The 18,471-nt window shown below is 69.5% G+C and carries 12 protein-coding genes; 3 read left to right on the forward strand and 9 right to left on the reverse strand.

Annotated elements, in window-relative coordinates; translation table 11 throughout:
• Positions 1 to 40 precede the first annotated feature (40 nt).
• A complete protein-coding gene (locus tag FFI97_RS02815) occupies positions 41 to 1,375 on the reverse strand; it encodes an aspartate aminotransferase family protein (RefSeq protein WP_139704450.1) in 1,335 nt (444 codons plus the stop codon).
• Positions 1,376 to 1,513: 138 nt separating this feature from the next.
• Here FFI97_RS02815 and FFI97_RS02820 point away from each other — a divergent pair, with 138 nt between their 5' ends.
• The gene (locus FFI97_RS02820; protein ID WP_095746150.1) at positions 1,514 to 2,380 is read left to right on the forward strand and encodes a MurR/RpiR family transcriptional regulator; all 867 of its coding nucleotides are present in this window, start codon (positions 1,514 to 1,516) and stop codon (positions 2,378 to 2,380) included.
• Here the strand turns inward: FFI97_RS02820 and FFI97_RS02825 are convergent, their stop codons facing one another.
• The 4 genes from FFI97_RS02825 to FFI97_RS02840 form a co-directional block, all read right to left on the reverse strand.
• Complete coding sequence (locus tag FFI97_RS02825) at positions 2,381 to 3,112, reverse strand: GntR family transcriptional regulator (protein WP_139704448.1); 732 nt, start codon at positions 3,110 to 3,112, stop codon at positions 2,381 to 2,383.
• Between the two features lie 164 nt (positions 3,113 to 3,276).
• On the reverse strand, positions 3,277 to 3,741 hold the full coding sequence (locus tag FFI97_RS02830) for a (2Fe-2S)-binding protein (RefSeq protein WP_070062620.1): 465 nt from the start codon (positions 3,739 to 3,741) through the stop codon (positions 3,277 to 3,279).
• 28 nt (positions 3,742 to 3,769) lie between these two features.
• Positions 3,770 to 6,049 carry a xanthine dehydrogenase family protein molybdopterin-binding subunit gene (locus FFI97_RS02835; RefSeq protein WP_139704447.1) on the reverse strand — a complete coding sequence of 760 codons (2,280 nt, stop codon included), beginning with the start codon at positions 6,047 to 6,049 and terminating at the stop codon, positions 3,770 to 3,772.
• A gap of 70 nt (positions 6,050 to 6,119) precedes the next feature.
• Positions 6,120 to 6,704 carry a TetR/AcrR family transcriptional regulator gene (locus FFI97_RS02840; RefSeq protein WP_139704445.1) on the reverse strand — a complete coding sequence of 195 codons (585 nt, stop codon included), beginning with the start codon at positions 6,702 to 6,704 and terminating at the stop codon, positions 6,120 to 6,122.
• 169 nt (positions 6,705 to 6,873) lie between these two features.
• Between FFI97_RS02840 and FFI97_RS02845 the strand changes: the two genes are divergently transcribed.
• Complete coding sequence (locus tag FFI97_RS02845; protein WP_062474873.1) at positions 6,874 to 7,239, forward strand: SPW repeat protein; 366 nt, start codon at positions 6,874 to 6,876, stop codon at positions 7,237 to 7,239.
• A gap of 131 nt (positions 7,240 to 7,370) precedes the next feature.
• Here FFI97_RS02845 and FFI97_RS02850 read toward each other — a convergent pair whose 3' ends face one another.
• The 4 genes from FFI97_RS02850 to FFI97_RS02870 form a co-directional block, all read right to left on the reverse strand.
• On the reverse strand, positions 7,371 to 8,870 hold the full coding sequence (locus FFI97_RS02850) for an efflux transporter outer membrane subunit (RefSeq protein WP_139704443.1): 1,500 nt from the start codon (positions 8,868 to 8,870) through the stop codon (positions 7,371 to 7,373).
• A gap of 11 nt (positions 8,871 to 8,881) precedes the next feature.
• Positions 8,882 to 12,142, reverse strand: coding sequence for an efflux RND transporter permease subunit (locus FFI97_RS02855; RefSeq protein ID WP_139704441.1), 3,261 nt, complete (start codon positions 12,140 to 12,142; stop codon positions 8,882 to 8,884).
• Between the two features lie 688 nt (positions 12,143 to 12,830).
• Complete coding sequence (locus FFI97_RS02865; RefSeq protein ID WP_139704439.1) at positions 12,831 to 15,956, reverse strand: efflux RND transporter permease subunit; 3,126 nt, start codon at positions 15,954 to 15,956, stop codon at positions 12,831 to 12,833.
• A complete protein-coding gene (locus tag FFI97_RS02870; protein WP_144004356.1) occupies positions 15,953 to 17,650 on the reverse strand; it encodes an efflux RND transporter periplasmic adaptor subunit in 1,698 nt (565 codons plus the stop codon). The genes FFI97_RS02865 and FFI97_RS02870 overlap by 4 nt, the downstream gene beginning before the upstream one ends.
• Before the next feature lie 261 nt (positions 17,651 to 17,911).
• Here FFI97_RS02870 and FFI97_RS02875 point away from each other — a divergent pair, with 261 nt between their 5' ends.
• Positions 17,912 to 18,460 carry a DUF6622 family protein gene (locus FFI97_RS02875; RefSeq protein WP_313906278.1) on the forward strand — a complete coding sequence of 183 codons (549 nt, stop codon included), beginning with the start codon at positions 17,912 to 17,914 and terminating at the stop codon, positions 18,458 to 18,460.
• Positions 18,461 to 18,471: the final 11 nt, after the last annotated feature.

The raw sequence follows: 18,471 nt of genomic DNA on the forward strand, positions 1-18,471 counted from the left end.
CGCTCCTCGGAACGGCGGTTGAAGAAAAAGGGGCGGTGGCTCAGCGCGTCGCGCCGCGCGTGACCGCGTCGACCGAGGCGGCGAGCCGCGCGACGATCTCCCGCAGGTGGTCACGCGTCGCGATATACGGCGGCGCCAGCAGCACGTGGTCGCCCTGGCGCCCGTCCACCGTGCCGCCGAAGGGGTAGCACAGCAGGCCGCGCGCCATCGCGTCCTTCTTGAGGCGCGCGTTGACGGCCAGGGCCGGATCGAAGGGCTTCTTGCTCGCGCGGTCGGCCACCAGCTCGACGCCCCAGAAGAAGCCGCGCCCACGGATGTCGCCCACGTGCGGGTGCTCGCCCAGCGCCTCGGCCAGCATCGCGCCGAAGGCAACGCCGTCCTCGCGCACCTTGGCGACCAGGCCGTCGCGGCGGATCACCTGCTGCACCGCGAGCGCCGCCGCGCAGGCCATCGGATGGCCCAGGTAGGTGTGGCCGTGCTGGAAGAAGCCGCTGCCCTTGGACATGGCCTCGACGATGCGGCGCTGCGCCAGCACCGCGCCGATCGGCTGGTAGCCGCCGCCCAGGCCCTTGGCGATGGTCATCAGGTCGGGCACCACGCCCTCCTGCTCGCAGGCATGCAGCGAACCGGTGCGGCCCATGCCGCACATCACCTCGTCGAGGATCAGCAGCACGCCGTACTTGTCGCACACGGCGCGCACGGCCTTGAAATAGCCCGGCACCGGTGTGAGCACGCCGGCGGTGGCACCGCCCACGGTCTCGGCCACGAAGGCGATCACGCGGTCAGCGCCCTGCGCGACGATGGCCGCTTCGAGCTCGGCCGCCAGGCGCAGGCCGTACTGCTCCGCGCTTTCATCGGCGCGCTGCTCGCGGTAGGAGTAGCACGGCGCGACGTGCGTGGCCGGCACGAGGATGGGCGCGAAGGGCTCGCGCCGCCAGGCGTTGCCGCCCACCGCGAGCGCGCCCAGCGTGTTGCCGTGGTAGCTCTGGCGGCGCGCGATGAAGTGCGTGCGCTGCGGCTGGCCGATTTCCACGAAGTGCTGGCGCGCCATCTTCAGCGCCGACTCCACCGCCTCCGAGCCACCGCTCACGAGGTAGACGTGGCTCATGCCTTCGGGGGCAGAACCGACCAGTTCGTCGGCCAGCTGCTCGGCCACCTCGCTCGTGAAGAAGCTGGTGTGGGCGTAGGCCAGTGTGTCGATCTGCGCGTGCATGGCCGCCATGACCTCGGGATGGCCGTGGCCGAGCGAGGACACGGCCGCGCCGCCCGAGGCATCGAGGTACTCGCGCCCTTCGGCGTCGCGGATGAACATGCCCTGCGCGCTGGCGGCAACAGGCGGGGTCTGGCGAAGATGGCGGTGGAAGACGTGCGTCATGGCGAGGGAAAAGCGGGGCCTGTGTTTGGAACTAACGTTTCGGTTGAATTATTGTTTGGAACATTTGTTCCGTCAACTCCCGGGATTTCCCTGCTCCGGTACATTCGTTCCAGACACCGCACGAAAAGAGACACCGCCATGGGCGCCAAAGAACTGATCCGCCAGCGTTTCAACGAGCTGAGCCCTGCCCTGCAGCAGGTCGCGCGCTACGTGCTCGACCACCCCAACGAAGTGGTCACGGGCTCGATGCGCAACGTCGGCACGCGCGCGCAGAGCACGCCGGCCACGCTGGTGCGCTTCGCCCAGCATCTGGGCTTCGAGGGCTGGCCGCAGCTGAAGGAGGCCTTCGCCGCCGACATGGGCCTGGGCACCGAGACCTACGGCGGGCGCGCCAAGCAGCTGGTGGGCCGCGTCGCCGACCAGGGCCTGGCGGGCGAGATGTTCGAGGTGCAGCGGCGCAACCTGGAGCTCACGCACCAGCAGAGCGGGCCGGCGCTGCTCAAGGCCTGCGCGCTGCTGGAGAAGGCGCCGGCCGTGCACGCGGCGGGCTTTCGCGCCTGCTTTCCGATCGCCTTCTCGTTCGTGTACGTGTACCGGCTCTTTCGCACCAGCGTGCACCTGGTGGACGGCCAGGGCGGCTCGCTCGAGATGCAGCAGCGCGCCTTCGCCAAGGGCGACGCGCTGGTGGTGGCGAGCTTTGCGCCCTACTCGCGCGAAGCCTTGCAGGTGGCCGAGGCCGCGAAGGCGGCCGGTTGCCGCATCGTGGCGATCACCGACAGCGTGACCTCGCCGCTGTCGCTGCTGGCGGACGAGACGCTGCTCTTCACCATCCACAGCCCCTCGTTCTTCCCGTCGGTGGCGGCCGGCGTGGCCGTGACGGAAGCGCTGGTCGAGTTGCTGGCGAGCCGCGCGGGCAAGCCGGTGATCCGGCGCATCGACCAGGCCGAGGCGCAGCTGTTCGAGTCGGGGGCCTACCTCATGGCGCCGGTGGCGCGCGGCGGCTGATCAGGCGAGTGCGCGGGTGCGGCCGGCGCTCTGGCGCAGGTAGAGCACCAGCAGGTCGCGGTTGGCGTTGATGTGCTCGCGCATCGCGGCTTCGGCGCCCGAGGCCTCCTGCCGGCCCAGCGCCTCGACGATGCAGCGGTGCTCTTCGAGCGCCTGCAGGGCCTGGCTGTGGCGGTACAGCAGCATCGCGGCGTCGTGCCTGTGCGGGCGCGAGCGGCTGTCGAAGATCACCGGCAGCTGGCAGGCGCGCTGCACGGCCTCGCTGAGCCAGCGGTTGTCGGCCAGCGACAGCAGCTTGTGGTGGAAAGCCTGGTTCAGGTCCTGCCACAGGTCGGCCCGCTCGTCGGTCCATTCGCCGCTGTCATGCAGCAGCGCATGCTGCTCGTCGACCATGGCCGTCAGTTCGGCCAGCGCCTCGCCGTCCAGGCCACGCTCGCTGAGCAGGCGGCAGCCCATGCCTTCGAGCGTGGCGCGCACGCTGAAGGCGTCGAACACGTCCTTGGCGTCGAAACGGCGCACCTGGAAACCCCGCTGCGGGTGGTAGACCAGCAACCCCTCGTCGGCCAGCCGCGCCATGGCGCCGCGCACAGGGGTGCGCGACACGCCAAGCTCGTTGGCGAGCGAAATCTCCATCAGGTGGGCGCCGGGGGCGATCGCACCGTCGAAGATGCGGGTGCGCAGCGTGTCGGCCACGGACAGAACGCGCGTCCGCGAGGGATCTGGGGGGGTCATCGAAAGTCGGAAACAGGGGACGGCCGGAAGCGGGCCGCGCGGATGGTACGGCGGCGTATCGAAGCTTCATATCCCCAATTTCCGTAAAAATGCCGTTCTGGCGACTTTTTCGAGAATTACGGAAAAATTATTAACTTCTGTAAACAACCACCCCGGTTTCTGCGTTACCGCCCCGCTGTTTCTGCCGCCAGGTGGATCGCGGCGCGAATCCGGGGGTAGGTGCCGCAGCGGCAAATGTTGCCGCGCATGGCGTCCGAGACCTGGTCGTCGCTGGGTTTGGGCGTGGCTTTGAGCAGCGCGCAGGCCGACATGAGCTGGCCGCTCTGGCAATAGCCGCACTGCACCACGTCGACCTCGGTCCAGGCCGCGCGCAGGGCGTCGGCTTCCCGGCCCTTCAGGCCCTCGATGGTGGTGACTTCGCGCCCGCCCACGGCCTCCAGCGGGGTGACGCAGGAGCGCACGGCCTGGCCGTCCAGGTGCACGGTGCAGGCGCCGCACAGCGCCTTGCCGCAGCCGAACTTGGTGCCGACGAGCTTCATCTCGCCGCGCAGCACCCACAGCAACGGGGTGTCGGGCTCGGCGCTCACGGTGGCGGTCTGGCCGTTGATCTTCAGCGTGGTGGTGGTCATGGGGTGTCTTTCTTGCTGTTCCGGGAGATCAGGCCAGCCGCAGAGGCAGGCTGCGCAGGCGCTGGCCGGTCAGCGCGAACACGGCGTTGGCCACGGCGGGCGCGATGGGCGGCGTGCCCGGCTCACCCACGCCACCAGGCGGCACCTCGGCGCCGGTGCCGGCGAGGATGTCGACCTCGATGGCCGGGCACTCGTCGATGCGCAGCGGCGTGTAGTCGTGGAAGTTGCTCTGCTGCACCTGGCCGCGCGCCACGGTGATCTCGCCGCGCAGCGCGGCCGACAGGCCGAACACGATGCCGCCTTCCATCTGCTGGCGGATCAGGTTGGGGTTGACCGGCAGGCCGCAGTCGATCACGCACACCACACGGTGCACGCGGATCTGCCGCTCGGGCGTCACCGACACCTCGGCCACCTGCGCCACGATGCTGCCGAAGGCCCGGTGGATGGCCACGCCGCGCGCGCGCTTCGTGCCGTCGGGTCCGTCGGCCAGCGGCTCGCCCCACTTGGAGAGCTCGGCCACGCGCTTCAGCACCGCCAGGTGGCGCGCATCTTTCGCGAGCAGGCCGGCGCGGAAGGCCACCGGGTCCTTGCCGGCGGCGACGGCGCATTCGTCGATGAAGCTCTCGACGAAGAAGCCGTTCTGCGAATGCGCCACCGAGCGCCAGATGCCGGTGGTGACGGCCGATTCGACCGGCACGTGCGCCACGCGGGCCTGCGGGAAGTCGTAGGCGGTGTTCCAGGCGCCGTCGGTCGAGTTGTCCATGAACGACGGCGCCCCGAGGCTGGAGCCGGCGCTGGTGGTCTGCCACGCGACCAGCGCACCCGCCGCGTCGAAGCCGGCCTTGCACAGCGCCACGTAGGCGGGCCGGTAGAAGTCGTGCGTCATGTCTTCCTCACGCGACCAGATCAGCTGCACCGGCGCGCCGCCGGCCTCGCGCGCGAGCTGCGCGGCCTGCACCAGGAAGTCGATGAAGTAGCGCCGCCCGAAGCCGCCGCCCAGGTAGGTGACGTGCAGCGTGACCTTCTCGGCATCGATGCCCAGCGCCTTGGCGACCGCGGCGCGCGCGAAGCCCGGCGCCTGCGTGGGCGCCCAGACGGTGGCGGCGCCATCCTTGAACTGCACGGTGCAGTTCATCGGCTCCATGGTGGCGTGCGCCAGGAAGGGCACGCGGTACTCGACCTCGATCGTGCGCGCGGCGGACTTCAGCGCCGCCGCCACGCCGCCGGTATCGAGGCGCGCATTGCCCGCGTCGGCGTCGAGCGTGCGCGCGAGGCGGTCGATCATCTCGGCGCTCGACAGGCTCGCGGCCGGGCCGTGATCCCATTCGATGTCGACCTGCTTCAGCGCGCGCATCGCGTGGTACGGCGTGTCGGCGATCACCGCCACGCCGCCCGCCGTGCTGCCGGTGCCGACAAGGCTCGCGGCCACCGGTTCCAGCGCCATCACCTTGCGCACGCCGGGCAGCGCCTCGGCCGCCTTGGCGTCGAAGCGCGCGACGCGGCCGGCCAGCGTCGGGCACATGGCGATGCTGGCGTACAGCAGGCCCTGCGGCAGCACGTCGATGCCGTAGGTGGCGGTGCCATTGAGCTTGCCGGCGTTGTCGATGCGCCGCTGCGGCTGGCCGATGACGCGGAAGTCGGCTTGCGCCTTGAGCTTCACCGCCGTGGGCAGCGGCTGCTGCGCGGCCTTTGCGGCCAGCTCACCGAAGCGCGCGCTGCGGTTGGAGGCCGGGTGCAGCACGCGGCCCGCCTCGGTGCGGCATTCGCTGGCAGGCACCTGCCACTGTGCGGCGGCCGCGCCCACCAGCATGAGCCGCGCCGACGCGCCGGCCTCGCGCACCGGGCCCCACTGGTCGGTGACACTCGACGAGCCGCCCGTGCCCGAGAGCCCCGGGATCGTGCGCAGCAGCTTGCCCACCACCTGGTGCGCCGCGCGCTTGCCGAAGCCCTCGTCGCCGGGCCTGAAGGGCAGCGCGTCGAGGATCATGGCCTGGTTGTTGTAGATGGCGTCGAAGCCGGCCTGCTCGAGCCGCACCTGCGACACCGCGGCGTCCATTTCTTCGGCCAGCAGCATCGCCAGGCCGGTGTGCGTGCCCTGCCCCATTTCCGATTGCGTCATCACCAGCGTGACGGTGTCGTCGCTGCCCACCTTGACCCAGCCGTTGAGCGCGACCTGCCCGTTGCCCGCCGGCAGCGGCGCGCCGGGCACGAGGCGCGAAGCCGCCGGCGTGGCGGCCCAGCCGACGACCAGGGCGCCGGCGGCGCCGAGGGTGCCGAGCACGAAGTGGCGGCGTTTGAGTGTGGGCATGGCGTGGTCTTTCTTCGGTGGGTCTTGTCGTTCGTGCGGGAGGTAGGGTCGTCGTCAGGTCGTCAGGTCGTCAGGGCGGCACGGCGATGCCTTGCCAGAAGATCTCGAAGCCGGCTTCGGCGTAGTCGAAGGCCGGCGCTGCGTCGCCGGCCTGCGCGATGTAGCCGACGGTGGTCTCGGCCATGGCCGTGAGCATCGCGCCCAGGAATTCCATCGGCCGCTCGACGACCAGCCCGCGCCGCATGCACTCCTGCGCCACCGCTTCCAGGCGCGCGAACGGCGCCATGCCGGCGGCGCGGCTCTCGTCGCTCAGTTCGTCGGACACCTTGAGCTGCGCCAGCACGCGCAGCTTGCCGGGGTGCGCCACGCCCCAGCGCACGTAGCGGTCCCAGATGTGGCGGAACTGGGTGCGCGGATCGGCGGCCTCGGGCCAGTCGGCCAGCATCACGCCGGCCAGCTCGGTCTTCAGCGCGCGGTACAGCGCGTCGGTCAGCAGCGCCTTGCTCGCGAAGTAGGTGAACAGCGTGCCCTCGGCCACGCCCGCGGTGCGCGAGATCGCCGAGGTCGGCGTGGCCCACACGCCGCGCCGGCCGAACTCGACCAGCGCCGCCTCGAGGATGGCGTTGTGCTTGTCGACACTGCGGGGGCGGGCCATGCGCGGGCGGTCTCCATCGTTCGTTTAGTTGAGTGCGCACTCAAGTATAGGAAGGCGGCGCCGATCCGCAAGCCCCGCGCGGCCGGCGCCATGCCGCATGGCGGAACCACGGCGCGGCGCGGCAGTCCAACCAGTGTCGTGGCGTCGTGCTGCGACAGGAGGTACGACCATGAAGCATGTGAAGCATTGGCAGGACCCCGTCAACGCCGTCGCCGGCGTGTGGCTGATCGTCTCGCCATGGGTACTGGGCTTTCAGGGCAATTCGCTCGCCATGTGGACCATGGTGGCGACCGGCATCGTGCTGGGCGCCGTGGCCTTGGGCGCGACCTTCGTGCCGCACCAGTGGGAAGAGTGGACCGAAGTGGCGCTGGCAGCCTGGCTGGCGGTGTCGCCCTGGTTGCTCGACTTCCGCATGGTCGAGCCGGCGCTGGTCAATGCAGTCCTCGTGGCTGCGGTGATCATGGTGCTCGCCCTCTGGGTCCTGGTGACAGACAAGGACTACCTGGGCGAGGCCCTCGACCGACCAGCGCACTGATGGGGAGAGAGCGATCCTGTGAGCGCCGAGCGGTGACCACCGCCGCGAAGCGACGACGCCCGGTCCGGTGTTCGCGCCGGTCGGGCCGACGGGCCAGGCAGGTTCCCATGCCCGCCCGCGACACCCGCCCCTTACGGTGTGCGGGAAGCGGCGCTGTTGTTTGAAGTGCTGTTGTCGACCGGGCGGGTCGCCCCCATCCAGTCGGCCTGCCAGCCGCCGCCCATGGCCTGGATCAGCGCGATTGCCGCGGCCTGGCGATTGACCTGAAGCTGCACGAGCGCGCGCCGCGCGCTCAGTGCGGCGGCCTGCGCCTGCACCACATCGGTGTAGCTCACCTGCCCCGCGCGATACCGGTTGAGCAGTTGCTGCTCGGTCTTGTCGGCCGCTGCCGTGGCCTCGCGGCGCAAGCCTTCCTGCTGCGCCAGCGTGGCGCCGGTGGTCAGCTGGTCTTCCACGGTCTGGAACGCGGCCAGCACGGTCTGCCGGTAGCGCGCCACGCTGGCCTCGTGGCCGGCCTTGGCGGCATCGACGCTGGCACTGATGGCGCCCGCGTCGAACACCACCTGCGCCACCGACAGGCCCAGCCCCCACAGCGTGTTGGCCGCGCCGAAGAGGTCTCTCACGCGGCTGGCGTTGCTGCCGACCGAGGCCGTGAGCGAGATGTTCGGGTAATAAGCCGAGCGCGCCACGCCGATCTGCGCATTGGCCGCGGCCACCGCGCGCTCCGCCGCCGCGATGTCGGGACGGCGCTGCAGCAGCGTCGAGGGCACACCGGTCGGCACGCCGGGCACCGTGGGCGTCCAGCGCGCGGGCGGCAGGCTGAAGTCGGCCGGCGCCACGCCCACCAGCATCGCGATGGCGTGCTCCAGCGTGGCGCGCGTGCGCTGCAGGCCCACGCGGTCGGCCTTGGCGTTCACCAGTTGCGTCTGCGCCTGCAGCACGTCGGTCTGCGCGGCAATGCCGGCGGCGTAGCGGTTGCTCGTGATCTCGAACGCGCGCCGGTAGCCGAGGATGGTTTCGTCGAGCAGCACGATCTCGGCGTCGGCCTCGCGCAGCGAGAAGTAGTTGGTCGCCAGGTCGCCGACGGCCGACAGCCGCGCCGAGGCCAGGTCGGCCTCGCTGGCCTGGGCGTTGGCCTGCGCGCTGTTCACGGCCTCGCGCAGGCGGCCCCACACGTCGGGCGTCCAGCTCGCGCCCAGCGTGGCGCCGAAGGTGTTCGACGGGCTGGCCGAGGCGTTGCCGCCCACCGTGCCCGAGCGCTTGCCGCTGCCGTCGAAGGACACCGACGGGAACAGCCCCGCGCGCTGCTCGCGCACCAGCGCCTGGGCCTGCGTGTAGTTGGCGACGGCGGCGGCGATGTTCTGGTTCGACACCTGCACGCGCGCCGCGAGTTCGTCGAGCGTGGCGTCGCCGAAGAGCTTCCACCACTCGCCGCGGTCGAGCGCGTCGGCCGGCGCGGCGGGCAGCCAGCCGTCGGCGGCGGGCTGTTCCTTCCAGCCGGCCGATGCCGCCGACTCGGGCACCTTGTAGGCCGGGCCCACGGCGCAGCCGGCGAGCACGGCGGCCAACGCGAGCGTGCTCAGCGCGAAGAAACGGCGTGAAGGGCCGATAGAAGAAAGGGAGGCATTCATGGTCATGGGTCTCAGACGGCCGGAGCGCGGCTCAGCGCGTGTTCGTTCTTGCCGCGGCGGCGCAGCTTGTCCAGCAGCAGGTACACCACCGGCGTGGTGAGCAGCGTCAGCAGCTGGCTCGCGATGAGCCCGCCGATGATCGCCACGCCCAGCGGCCGGCGCAGCTCGGCGCCCTCGCCGAAGCCGATGGCCAGCGGCAGCGCACCGAGCGCGGCGGCCAGGGTGGTCATCAAGATCGGGCGGAAGCGCAGCAGGCAGGCCTCGCGCACCGCCTCGAGCGGGCTCAGGCCGCGCGAGCGCTCGGCCTCCAGCGCGAAGTCGATGATCAGGATGGCGTTCTTCTTCACGATGCCGATCAACAGGAACACGCCGATCAGCGCGATGATGGAAAACTCCATGCGGAACATCAAGAGCGCCAGCACCGCGCCCACGCCGGCCGAGGGCAGCGTCGAGAGCACCGTCACCGGATGCACCAGGCTCTCGTACAGGATGCCCAGCACGATGTAGATCACCACCAGCGCCGCCACGATCAGCATCGCCTGCTGCCCCTGCGACTGCTGCGCGCTCAGCGCGGTGCCGGCAAAGGCGCCGCGCACGTTGGTCGGCATGGCGATGTTGGCCTCGGCCTTGGCGATGGCCTCGCGCGCGTCGCCGAGGTTGGCGCCCTCGGCCAGGTTGAACGAGATGGTGGTGGCGAGCTCGCCGTCTTCATGGCTCACCGACGTGGCCACCGACTGCTCCTCGAACTTTGCCACCGCCGACAGCGGCACCAGCGCGGTGGCCGTGTTGCTCAGCACGTTGCCGGTCGAGGCGTTGCGCGAGCCGGCGTTGGCCGACACCGGCACCGTCGCGGCGGCGGTGCTGGCAGACGTCGTCGTGCCGCCCGTGGACGTCGTGGCCGCCACCTGCGTGGTCACCGCCTGCCCCGCCACCACCGAGGTCTTCGTGGCCGGCACGTACACGTCGCGCAGCGCGTTCGGGCTGCGCGTGTAGCCCGGCGCCCACTCCATCACCACGTGGTACTGGTTGAGCTCGGTGTAGATGGTGGCCACCTGCCGCTGGCCGAAGGCGTTGTACAGCGCGTTGTCGATGGCGGTGGAGGTGAGCCCCAGCCGCCGTGCGCTGTCGCGGTCGACCTTGGCCACCGTCTCCACGCCGTTCTGGTCCTGGTCGGTGTCGATGTCGGTCAGCGTGGGCTGCTGCTTCATCTCGTCGGCCAGCTTCACGGCCCAGGTGCGCAGGTCAGACAGGCTGTCGCTCTTGAGCGTGTACTGGTAGGTGGAGTTGCTGGAGCGCCCGCCCGAGCGCACGTCCTGCACCGGGCCGAGGAACACGCGCAGCCCCGTCACCTGCGCCAGCTGCGGGCGCAGCCGCGCGATCACCGCCAGGCCGCTGTCCTTGCGCTGGCTGGCCGGCTTCAGGTTGACGAACATGAAGCCGCCGCCCGCGCGCCCGCCGCCCGTGAAGCCCACCACGGTGTCGACCGCCTCGTCCTTGCGGATGATGTCGACCACCTCGCGCAGCTTGGCGCCCATGGCCTGCGACGAAATGCTCTGGTCGGCGCGCAGGCCGCCGTTGAGCTGCCCGCTGTCCTGCTGCGGGAAGAAGCCCTTGGGCGCCGCGCTGAACAGGTAGACGTTCAGCCCCACCACCGCCAGCAGCACGACCATGACGATCGCCTTGCTGTCCAGCGCCCAGTCGAGTGCGCTCTCGTAGCGCTTGAGCATCCAGTCGTAGCTGCGCGCCGCCGCGCGGCCGAAGCGGCCTTGCGGCTTGTTCTTGTCGTGCTCGCCGCCGGGCTTGAGCATCCACGCGCACATCATCGGCGTGGTGGTGAGCGAAATGACCAGCGAGATCAGCACCGCCGCCGACAGCGTGACCGCGAACTCGCGGAACAGCCGCCCCACCTGCCCGCCCATGAACAGCAGCGGAATGAACACCGCCACCAGCGACACGCTGATCGACAGCACCGTGAAGCCCACCTCCTGCGCGCCGAGCAGCGCCGCCTTCATGCGCGACATGCCCGATTCGATGTGGCGGCTGGTGTTCTCCAGCACCACGATGGCGTCGTCCACCACGAAGCCCGTGGCCACCGTGAGCGCCATCAGGCTCAGGTTGTTGAGGCTGAAGCCCAGCAGGTGCATCACCCCGAACGTGCCCAGCAGTGCCACCACCGTGGCCACCGCCGGCACCACCGTCGCGCGCACGCTGCGCAGGAAGAGGCTGACCACCAGCACGACGAGCAGCACCGCGATGACCAGCGTCATCTCCACTTCGCGCAGCGAGCTGCGGATGGAGTTGGTGCTGTCCGAGGCGACCTGCAGCGTCACGTCCGGCGGCAGTTGTGCCTGCAGCTCGGGCAGCAGCGCGCGCACGTTGTCGACGGTCTCGATGATGTTGGCCGAGGGCTGGCGCGTGATCAGCACGATGATCGCCGGCTCGCCGTTGAACAGGCCCAGCGTGCGCGTGTCTTCCACACCGTCGATCACGTCGGCCACCTCGCGCAGCCGCACCGCCGCGCCGTTGCGCCAGGCCACGACCATCGAGGCGTAGTCGCTCGCGCGCAGCGCCGGGGTCTGGGTGTAGATCTGCAGCTTGCGGCCTTCGCCCTGGACCATGCCCTTGGGGCGGTTGGCGTTGGACGCCTGGATCGCTGCGCGCACGTCTTCGGTGCTGATGCCGTAGCGGTTGAGGGCGAAGGGGAGCAGCTCGATGCGTACCGCGGGGAGCGAGCCGCCGCCGATCTCTACGTCGCCTACGCCGTCTACCTGAGACAGGCGCTGGCTGACGATGTTGGAGACGGCGTCGTAGATCTGGCCTGGGGTCTTTGTTTTGGACGTGAGGGCCAGGATGATGACTGGCGACGCCGCCGGGTTGGCTTTGCGGTAGGTGGGGTTGCTTCTTAATGTCGCAGGCAGGTCTACGCGGCTGGCGTTGATGGCGGCCTGGACTTCTCTGGCGGCGCCGTCGATGTTGCGGCTGAGGTCGAATTGCAGCGTGACTCGGGAGGAGCCTACGGAGCTGGTGGACGTCATTTCGTTGACGCCTGCGATGGTGCCCAGGTGTCTTTCCAGTGGCGTGGCGACGCTGGTTGCCATCGTCTCTGGGCTTGCGCCTGGGATCGAGGCTCTTACCGAGATGACTGGATAGTCGACTTGGGGTAGCGGGGAGACTGGTAGGACGAAGAACGCTGCGATTCCTGCCAGGGCGATGCCTATGGTCAGGAGGACTGTGCCTATGGGGCGGCGGACGAAAGGACGCGACAGGTTCATCGCAGTGCCTCGTTTTGCTTCCCGAGGCCGGGTCTCGGCCCGGCGGCCGACCTACTTTTCTTTGCTTCGCCAAAGAAACGTAGGCAAAAGAAAGGCGACCCTACTGTCTGCGTCCCTACGCTTCGCTTCGGGCAACCTGCGGTGCTCGCGTTTCGCGGGGTCTCGCCCAAACTCGCTTCGCTCAAACAAGGGCGAGCCCTGATCCGCGAAACGCTGCGCTCCTCGGCGCATACAGAAGGGCTTCGGATACCAACGGGCCATCGCTTCGCTCGGCCTGTGGGCTGCAGCAGGCGCTTCGCGCCTGCTGCAGCTGGGAGTGGTTGGTGCGTGGGCGTTGGCAAAGAACTGCGCGTAGGGGAAGCCGCGGGCGCGCGCGCGGGCATTGAATTCGGCTGTTGGTACCCCCGGGCCGAGCGACGCGACGGCCCGAAGCTCCCCTCCCCTCTGGCTGCGCCGAGGAGCGGAGCGTTTCGCGGATCAGGGCTCGCAGCTGTTTGAGCGAAGCGAGTTCTGCGAGACCCCGCGAAACGTGAGCACCGCAGGTTGCCCGTAGCGAAGCGGAGGGTCGCAGACAGTGGGGTCGCCTTTCTTTTGCCTACGTTTCTTTGGCGAAGCAAAGAAAAGTAGGTCGCCTGCCGGGGCGAGACCCGGCCCCGGAACACAAAAGAACAGCAGGAGAACAAACAGATCAAGCCGTCTCCTCCTCAAGCTCAGCAGAAGACCTACGAGCACTCCCCCCACCCAACCGATCAAACGCCAGATAAATAACAGGCGTAGTAAACAAAGTCAGCAACTGACTAACGATCAACCCCCCAAAGATCGCCAACCCGAGAGGACGTCGCAACTCCGCCCCGTCCCCAAAACTGAACATCAAGGGCACAGCAGCAAACAAAGCCGCCAACGTAGTCATCAAGATCGGCCGAAACCGCAACAACGCAGCTTGATGAATGGCTTCACGAGCAGACTTCCCCTGCGTCCGCTCAGCATCGATAGCAAAGTCGATCATCATGATCGCGTTCTTCTTCACGATGCCGATCAGCAGGATGATCCCGATGATCCCGATCACCCCCAGGTCATTGCCGGTCAGCATCAAGGCAAGCAAAGCCCCAACCCCAGCAGAAGGCAACGTAGACAAGATCGTCAACGGATGCACATAGCTCTCGTACAGCACCCCGAGAACGATGTACACACAAACCACCGCCGCCAAAATCAACCACAGCTGATTCGACAACGACTTCTCATAAGCCCCAGAAGCCCCCAGAAAAGTCATCGTCACACTGCTTGGCAGCCCGATCTCTTTAGCAGCCGCGCGAATCGCGGCAACCGATCCACCGAGCGACACCCCCGGCGCCGTATCGAAGTTCAACGTACTCGCCGGATACTGCGCCACGTGCGTGATCTGCAACGGCGCCTGCCGCTCGCTGATCTCCGCAAACGCCGACAACGGCGTCGCCGTGCCCGACCCCGCAATGAGGTTCAGTTGCCCCAGCGTCTGCGGCGTGTTCACCATGCCAGGCTGGGCCTCGAGGATCACGCGGTACTGATTCGTCTCGGTGAAGATCGTCGACACGATGCGCTGCCCGAAAGCGCTGTACAGCGCGTCGTCCACCGAACTCGCGGTGATCGACAGCCGCGACGCCGTGTCGCGGTTCACGTTCACATACGCCGCCAGCCCCTGCGCCCCGGCATCGCTGCTCACGTTGCGCACCTTGTCCGACTCCTGCAGCTTCGCCACCAGCTTCTGCATCCACTCGGTGACCAGCGCACTGTTCACGCCTTCGAGCGACACGCGGTACTCGGTCGGCCCGGTCTCGGCGTCGATGGTCAGGTCCTGAGTAGGTTGCAGGTACAGCGTGAGGCCGGCCACCTGCCGCACGCGCTCGCGCAGGCGCTCCATCACCTCCTGCTGGTTGTCGTGGCTGCGGGTCAGGTTGATGAGCATGCTGCCGGTGTGCAGCATCGTGTTGTTGGCCGCGTCCACGCCGACGAAGGAGCTGAGGTTCTCGACGTCATGGTCTTCGAGGATGGCGCGCGCGGCCTGCTGCTGCAGCTGCGCCATGCGCTCGAAAGACACGTCTTGCGCGGCCTGCACGCGGGCCTGAAGCTGGCCGGTGTCCTGCGTGGGGAACAGGCCCTTGGGGATCGTGAGGTAAAGCACCACGGTCAGAACCATGGTGAGCAGCGCCACCAGCAGCGTGAGCGGCTGGTGCGCGATCACCCAGTGCAGCGAGCGGTCGTAGCGCACCATCACGCCGTCGAAGAAACGCTGGGCGCGCGCGCCGAAGCCGGTGCCCGATGCGTCTTTCTTCGGCTCGTGCTTGAGCCAGCGCGCCGACATCATCGGCACCAGCGTGAGCGACACCACGCCCGAGATCAGGATGGTGATCGCCAGCGTCACGGCGAACTCGCGGAACAGGCGGCCCACCACGTCGCCCATGAACAGCAGCGGGATCAGCACGGCAATGAGCGACACGGTCAGCGAGATGATCGTGAAGCCGATCTGCGCAGCGCCCTTGAACGCGGCCTGCAGCGGCTTCTCGCCCTCCTCGATGTAGCGCGCGATGTTCTCGATCATGACGATCGCGTCGTCCACCACGAAGCCGGTGGCGATGGTCAGCGCCATCAGGCTCAGGTTGTTCAGGCTGTAGCCCAGCAGGTACATCAGGCCGAAGCTGCCGATCAGCGAGATCGGCACGGCGATGCTGGCGATGACGGTGGCGCGCAGGCTGCCCAGGAAGGCGAAGATCACCAGCACCACGAGCACCACGGCCAGCACCAGTTCCATCTCGACGTGCTGCACCGACGAGCGGATGCCGGCGGTGCGGTCGCTCAACACCTCGACCTGCAGGCCCGCGGGCATGCCGGCCTGCAGCTCGGGCAGCTGCTTCTTGATGGCGTTGACGGTGGCGATCACGTTGGCGCCGGGCTGGCGCTGCACGTTCAGGATGATGGCCGGCGTGAGCTGCACCTGCCCGTCGACCTTGCGTCCGGCCCAGGCACCGAGCTGCGTGTTCTCGGCGCTGTTGACCACGCGCGCCACGTCGACCATGCGGATCGGCGCGCCGTTCTTGTAGCTGACGATGAGGTTCTTGTAGTCGTCGACCGTGAGCAGCTGGTCGTTCGAGTTGATGGTGTAGGCGCGCTTGGGGCCGTCGAAGCTGCCCTTGGCGCCGTTGGAGTTGGCCGCGCTGATGGCGGTGCGCAGCGAATCCAGCCCGATGCCGTTGGCCGCCAGCGCCTGCGTGTTGGCCTGGATGCGCACGGCCGGGCGCTGCCCGCCGCTGAGCGACACGAGGCCCACGCCCGAGACCTGGCTGATCTTCTGCGCGAGCCGGGTGTTCACGAGGTTCTGCACCTCGGTGAGCGGCAGCGTGTCGGAGGTGATGGCCAGCGTGAGCACCGGCGCATCGGCCGGGTTGACCTTGGCGTACACCGGCGGCGCGGGCAGGTCGGCCGGCAGCAGCGAGCCGCCGGCGTTGATGGCGGCCTGCACTTCCTGCTCGGCGACATCGAGCGTCTGGCCCAGCGAGAACTGCAGCGTGATGATCGACACGCCCGCCGCGCTGGTCGAGCTCATGCGGTCCAGGCCCGACATCTGGCCGAACTGGCGCTCCAGCGGCGCGGTGACGGTGTTGCTCATGACCTCGGGGCTGGCCCCGGGGTAGAGCGTCTGGACCTGGATGGTCGGGTAGTCGACCTGCGGCAGCGCCGCCAGCGGCAAAAAGCGGAACGCCACAAGGCCGGCCAGCACGATGGCCAGCATCAGCAGCGAGGTGGCGACCGGCCGCAGGATGAACGGGCGCGAGGGGCTCATGGGCTGCGCCGTCCCTCACCGCCGCGTTCGCCGCTGCCACCGGCGCCACCGCGCTCGGCCATGCGCTGCCAGCGCTCCAGCGCGGCCGGTTCGCCGCGGTCGAGGGCTTCGAGGAAACGCTTGCGGCGTTCGAGTTGTTCGGGATCGTCCTTGGCCGCGTCGAGCATGCGCTGGCGCTGCTCGGGGGTGGGGAGCTTGGCGGGCGTGGCTGCGGGTGCAGGGGCTGCTGCAGGTGCGGGCGCTGTGGCCGCTGGCGCTGCAGCCGGTGCCGCCGCTCCAGCAGCGGGTGCGGCCGGGGCCTGCGAGGGCGAAGCCGGCGCCGCCGCTTCGGCCGGGCGGGCACCGCCACCTTGCGCACCACCTGCACCACCGCCACCTTCCTGCCGGCGTCCTCCACGCCGTCCGCCCGGCGCGGCCGCACCCGAGGCCGCACCCGCCGGCCGGTCGACCGTGGTCTGCACGCGCGCGCCGTCCTTCAGGCGGTCGCCGCCTTCGGTGACCACGGTTTCGCCGGGCTGCAGGCCCTTGGTGATGGAGGCGAAATCGACGCTCGATTCGCCGCGCGTCACCGGCCGCTGCGAGGCCGTGTTCTCGGCCGTCACCACGTACACGTAGTCGCCGTTCGGGCCGTGGCGCAGCGCCGTGACCGGTACCACCACCGCGCTGCTCACGGTGCGCAGCAGCAGCCGCAGGTTGACGAACTGGTTCGGGAACAGCGCGCCGTCGGCGTTGGTGAAGCGCGCCTTGGCCTTCACGGTGCCGGTCTGCGTGTCGACCATGTTGTCGAGCGTGGAGAAACTGCCGTCGGCCAGCCGGCGCGTGCGCGTGCGGTCGAAGGCGGTGGTGGCGAGCGTGGCGCCCTGGCCCAGCCGCTCCTGCACCTCGGGCACGCGGTCTTGCGGAATGGCGAACTCGACGTCGATGGGCGCGATCTGCGTGATGGTGGCCACGCCGCCGGTGCTGCCGGTCGAGATGTAGTTGCCCGCGTCCACCGGCCGCAGGCCGATGCGCCCGCTCACCGGCGCCGTGATGCGGCTCCAGGCCAGGTTGAGCTTGGCGGTGTTCTCGTTGGCGCGGTCGATGGCCACGGTGCCTTCGAGCTGCTTGACCAGCGCGGCCTGGGTGTCGACGTCCTGGCGGGCGATGGAGTCCTGCCCGAGCAGCGTCTGGTAGCGCTGCAGCGTGACGCGCGCCGCGGCCAGCTGGGCCTCGTCGCGCTGGCGGGCACCGGCGGCCTGCGCCAGCGCGTTCTCGAAGGGCTGTGGATCGATGGTGGCGAGCACGTCGCCCTTCTTGACCATCTGGCCTTCCTTGAACAGCACGGCCGTGAGCACGCCCGACACCTGCGGCTGCACCGTCACGTTGGCCAGCGGCGTGACGGTGCCCAGCGCTTCGAGCTGCACCGGGATGTCGGCCTGCCGCGCGACGGCGGTGCCGACGGTGCTGGAGGCCGGGCCTCCGCCGCCCGCCCGACCGCCGGGCCCGCCGCCACCTGGGCGGCCTGCGCCTGCACCCGGTCCGCCCGCGCCCGGTGCCGGTGACTTGGAACGCTGCACCAGGTACCAGGCACCGCCCCCGAGCGCCACGAGCAGCAGCAGGGCCAGCAGGCTCCCGACCCAGCGGCGCCGGCGCGCCGGAGGATGGGTCGGCGACACGACGGGTGGCAGGGGTTCGGGGGGCGTTTGGGAATCCATGGGCGGTGCGTGCGAAGGGGTGCGAAAAGGCGGCCTGAAGGGAGGCGGCCTAGAGTACAGCGCGAAATATCACTCCCGCAGTTTTCCGTGCCGTAAAGCGACGGTAAAGCTTCCGTTTGCGCGGCGCCCCGCCATCGCCGGGGTCGCCATTCGCGCCGGCGACCGGCACTTCACGCCGCCCACCCGCATTTCGTCGCATGGCCGTGGCGGCGGCCGGGCGGCATCGGCACAGTCCGCTCCATCGATTCCCTCCCTGCCCTCATTTCCTTCCACCCAACGGAGCCTCCCATGCTGATGCAAATCCTTCTTCACACCCCGAAGTGGGTGTTCGCCGTGTTCGTCCTGCTGGCCTGGCTCGGTGGCCGGCAGCTCGTGGCCAACCGCATCGGCCTGAACCGCGTGCTGGTGATGCCGGTCGCCATGGCCGGCCTGTCGTTCTGGGGCGTGGTGTCGGTGTCCGGCGAGTCGGCCGGCGCCCTGCTCGGCTGGGCCGTGGCCGCGCTGCTGCTCATGGTGCTGGTGCTGCGCCGTCCGCTGCCGGCGACCACGCGCTACGACGCCGCGGCGCGCCAGTTCGAGGTGGCCGGCACCGCCGTGCCGCTGATGCTCATGATGGGCATCTTCCTCACCAAGTACGTGGTGGGCGTGTCGCTGGCCATGCACCCTGAGCTGCGCCACCAGGCCGCCTTCGCCCTGGGCGTGCCGGCGCTGTACGGCGCCTTCAGCGGCATCTTCGCGGCCCGCGCCGCGCGCCTGTGGCGCCTGGCCGCCGCGTCGGGCGCGATGGTCAGCAGCGCCCGCGCGGCCTAAGATTCCGGCGC

It is taken from the genome of Variovorax sp. KBS0712, from assembly GCF_006323185.2.
GTDB classification, from domain to species: domain Bacteria; phylum Pseudomonadota; class Gammaproteobacteria; order Burkholderiales; family Burkholderiaceae_C; genus Variovorax; species Variovorax boronicumulans.

Bases quoted from the DNA above. Each gene is read 5' to 3' on its own strand.
- FFI97_RS02820 (WP_095746150.1), top strand. From the start codon at position 1,514: ATGGGCGCCAAAGAACTGATCCGCCAGCGTTTCAACGAGCTGAGCCCT.
- FFI97_RS02825 (WP_139704448.1), bottom strand. From the start codon at position 3,112: ATGACCCCCCCAGATCCCTCGCGGACGCGCGTTCTGTCCGTGGCCGAC.
- FFI97_RS02830 (WP_070062620.1), bottom strand. From the start codon at position 3,741: ATGACCACCACCACGCTGAAGATCAACGGCCAGACCGCCACCGTGAGC.
- FFI97_RS02855 (WP_139704441.1), bottom strand. From the start codon at position 12,142: ATGAACCTGTCGCGTCCTTTCGTCCGCCGCCCCATAGGCACAGTCCTC.
- FFI97_RS02835 (WP_139704447.1), bottom strand. From the start codon at position 6,049: ATGCCCACACTCAAACGCCGCCACTTCGTGCTCGGCACCCTCGGCGCC.
- FFI97_RS02815 (WP_139704450.1), bottom strand. From the start codon at position 1,375: ATGACGCACGTCTTCCACCGCCATCTTCGCCAGACCCCGCCTGTTGCC.
- FFI97_RS02845 (WP_062474873.1), top strand. From the start codon at position 6,874: ATGAAGCATGTGAAGCATTGGCAGGACCCCGTCAACGCCGTCGCCGGC.
- FFI97_RS02865 (WP_139704439.1), bottom strand. From the start codon at position 15,956: ATGAGCCCCTCGCGCCCGTTCATCCTGCGGCCGGTCGCCACCTCGCTG.
- FFI97_RS02870 (WP_144004356.1), bottom strand. From the start codon at position 17,650: ATGGATTCCCAAACGCCCCCCGAACCCCTGCCACCCGTCGTGTCGCCG.
- FFI97_RS02850 (WP_139704443.1), bottom strand. From the start codon at position 8,870: ATGAATGCCTCCCTTTCTTCTATCGGCCCTTCACGCCGTTTCTTCGCG.
- FFI97_RS02840 (WP_139704445.1), bottom strand. From the start codon at position 6,704: ATGGCCCGCCCCCGCAGTGTCGACAAGCACAACGCCATCCTCGAGGCG.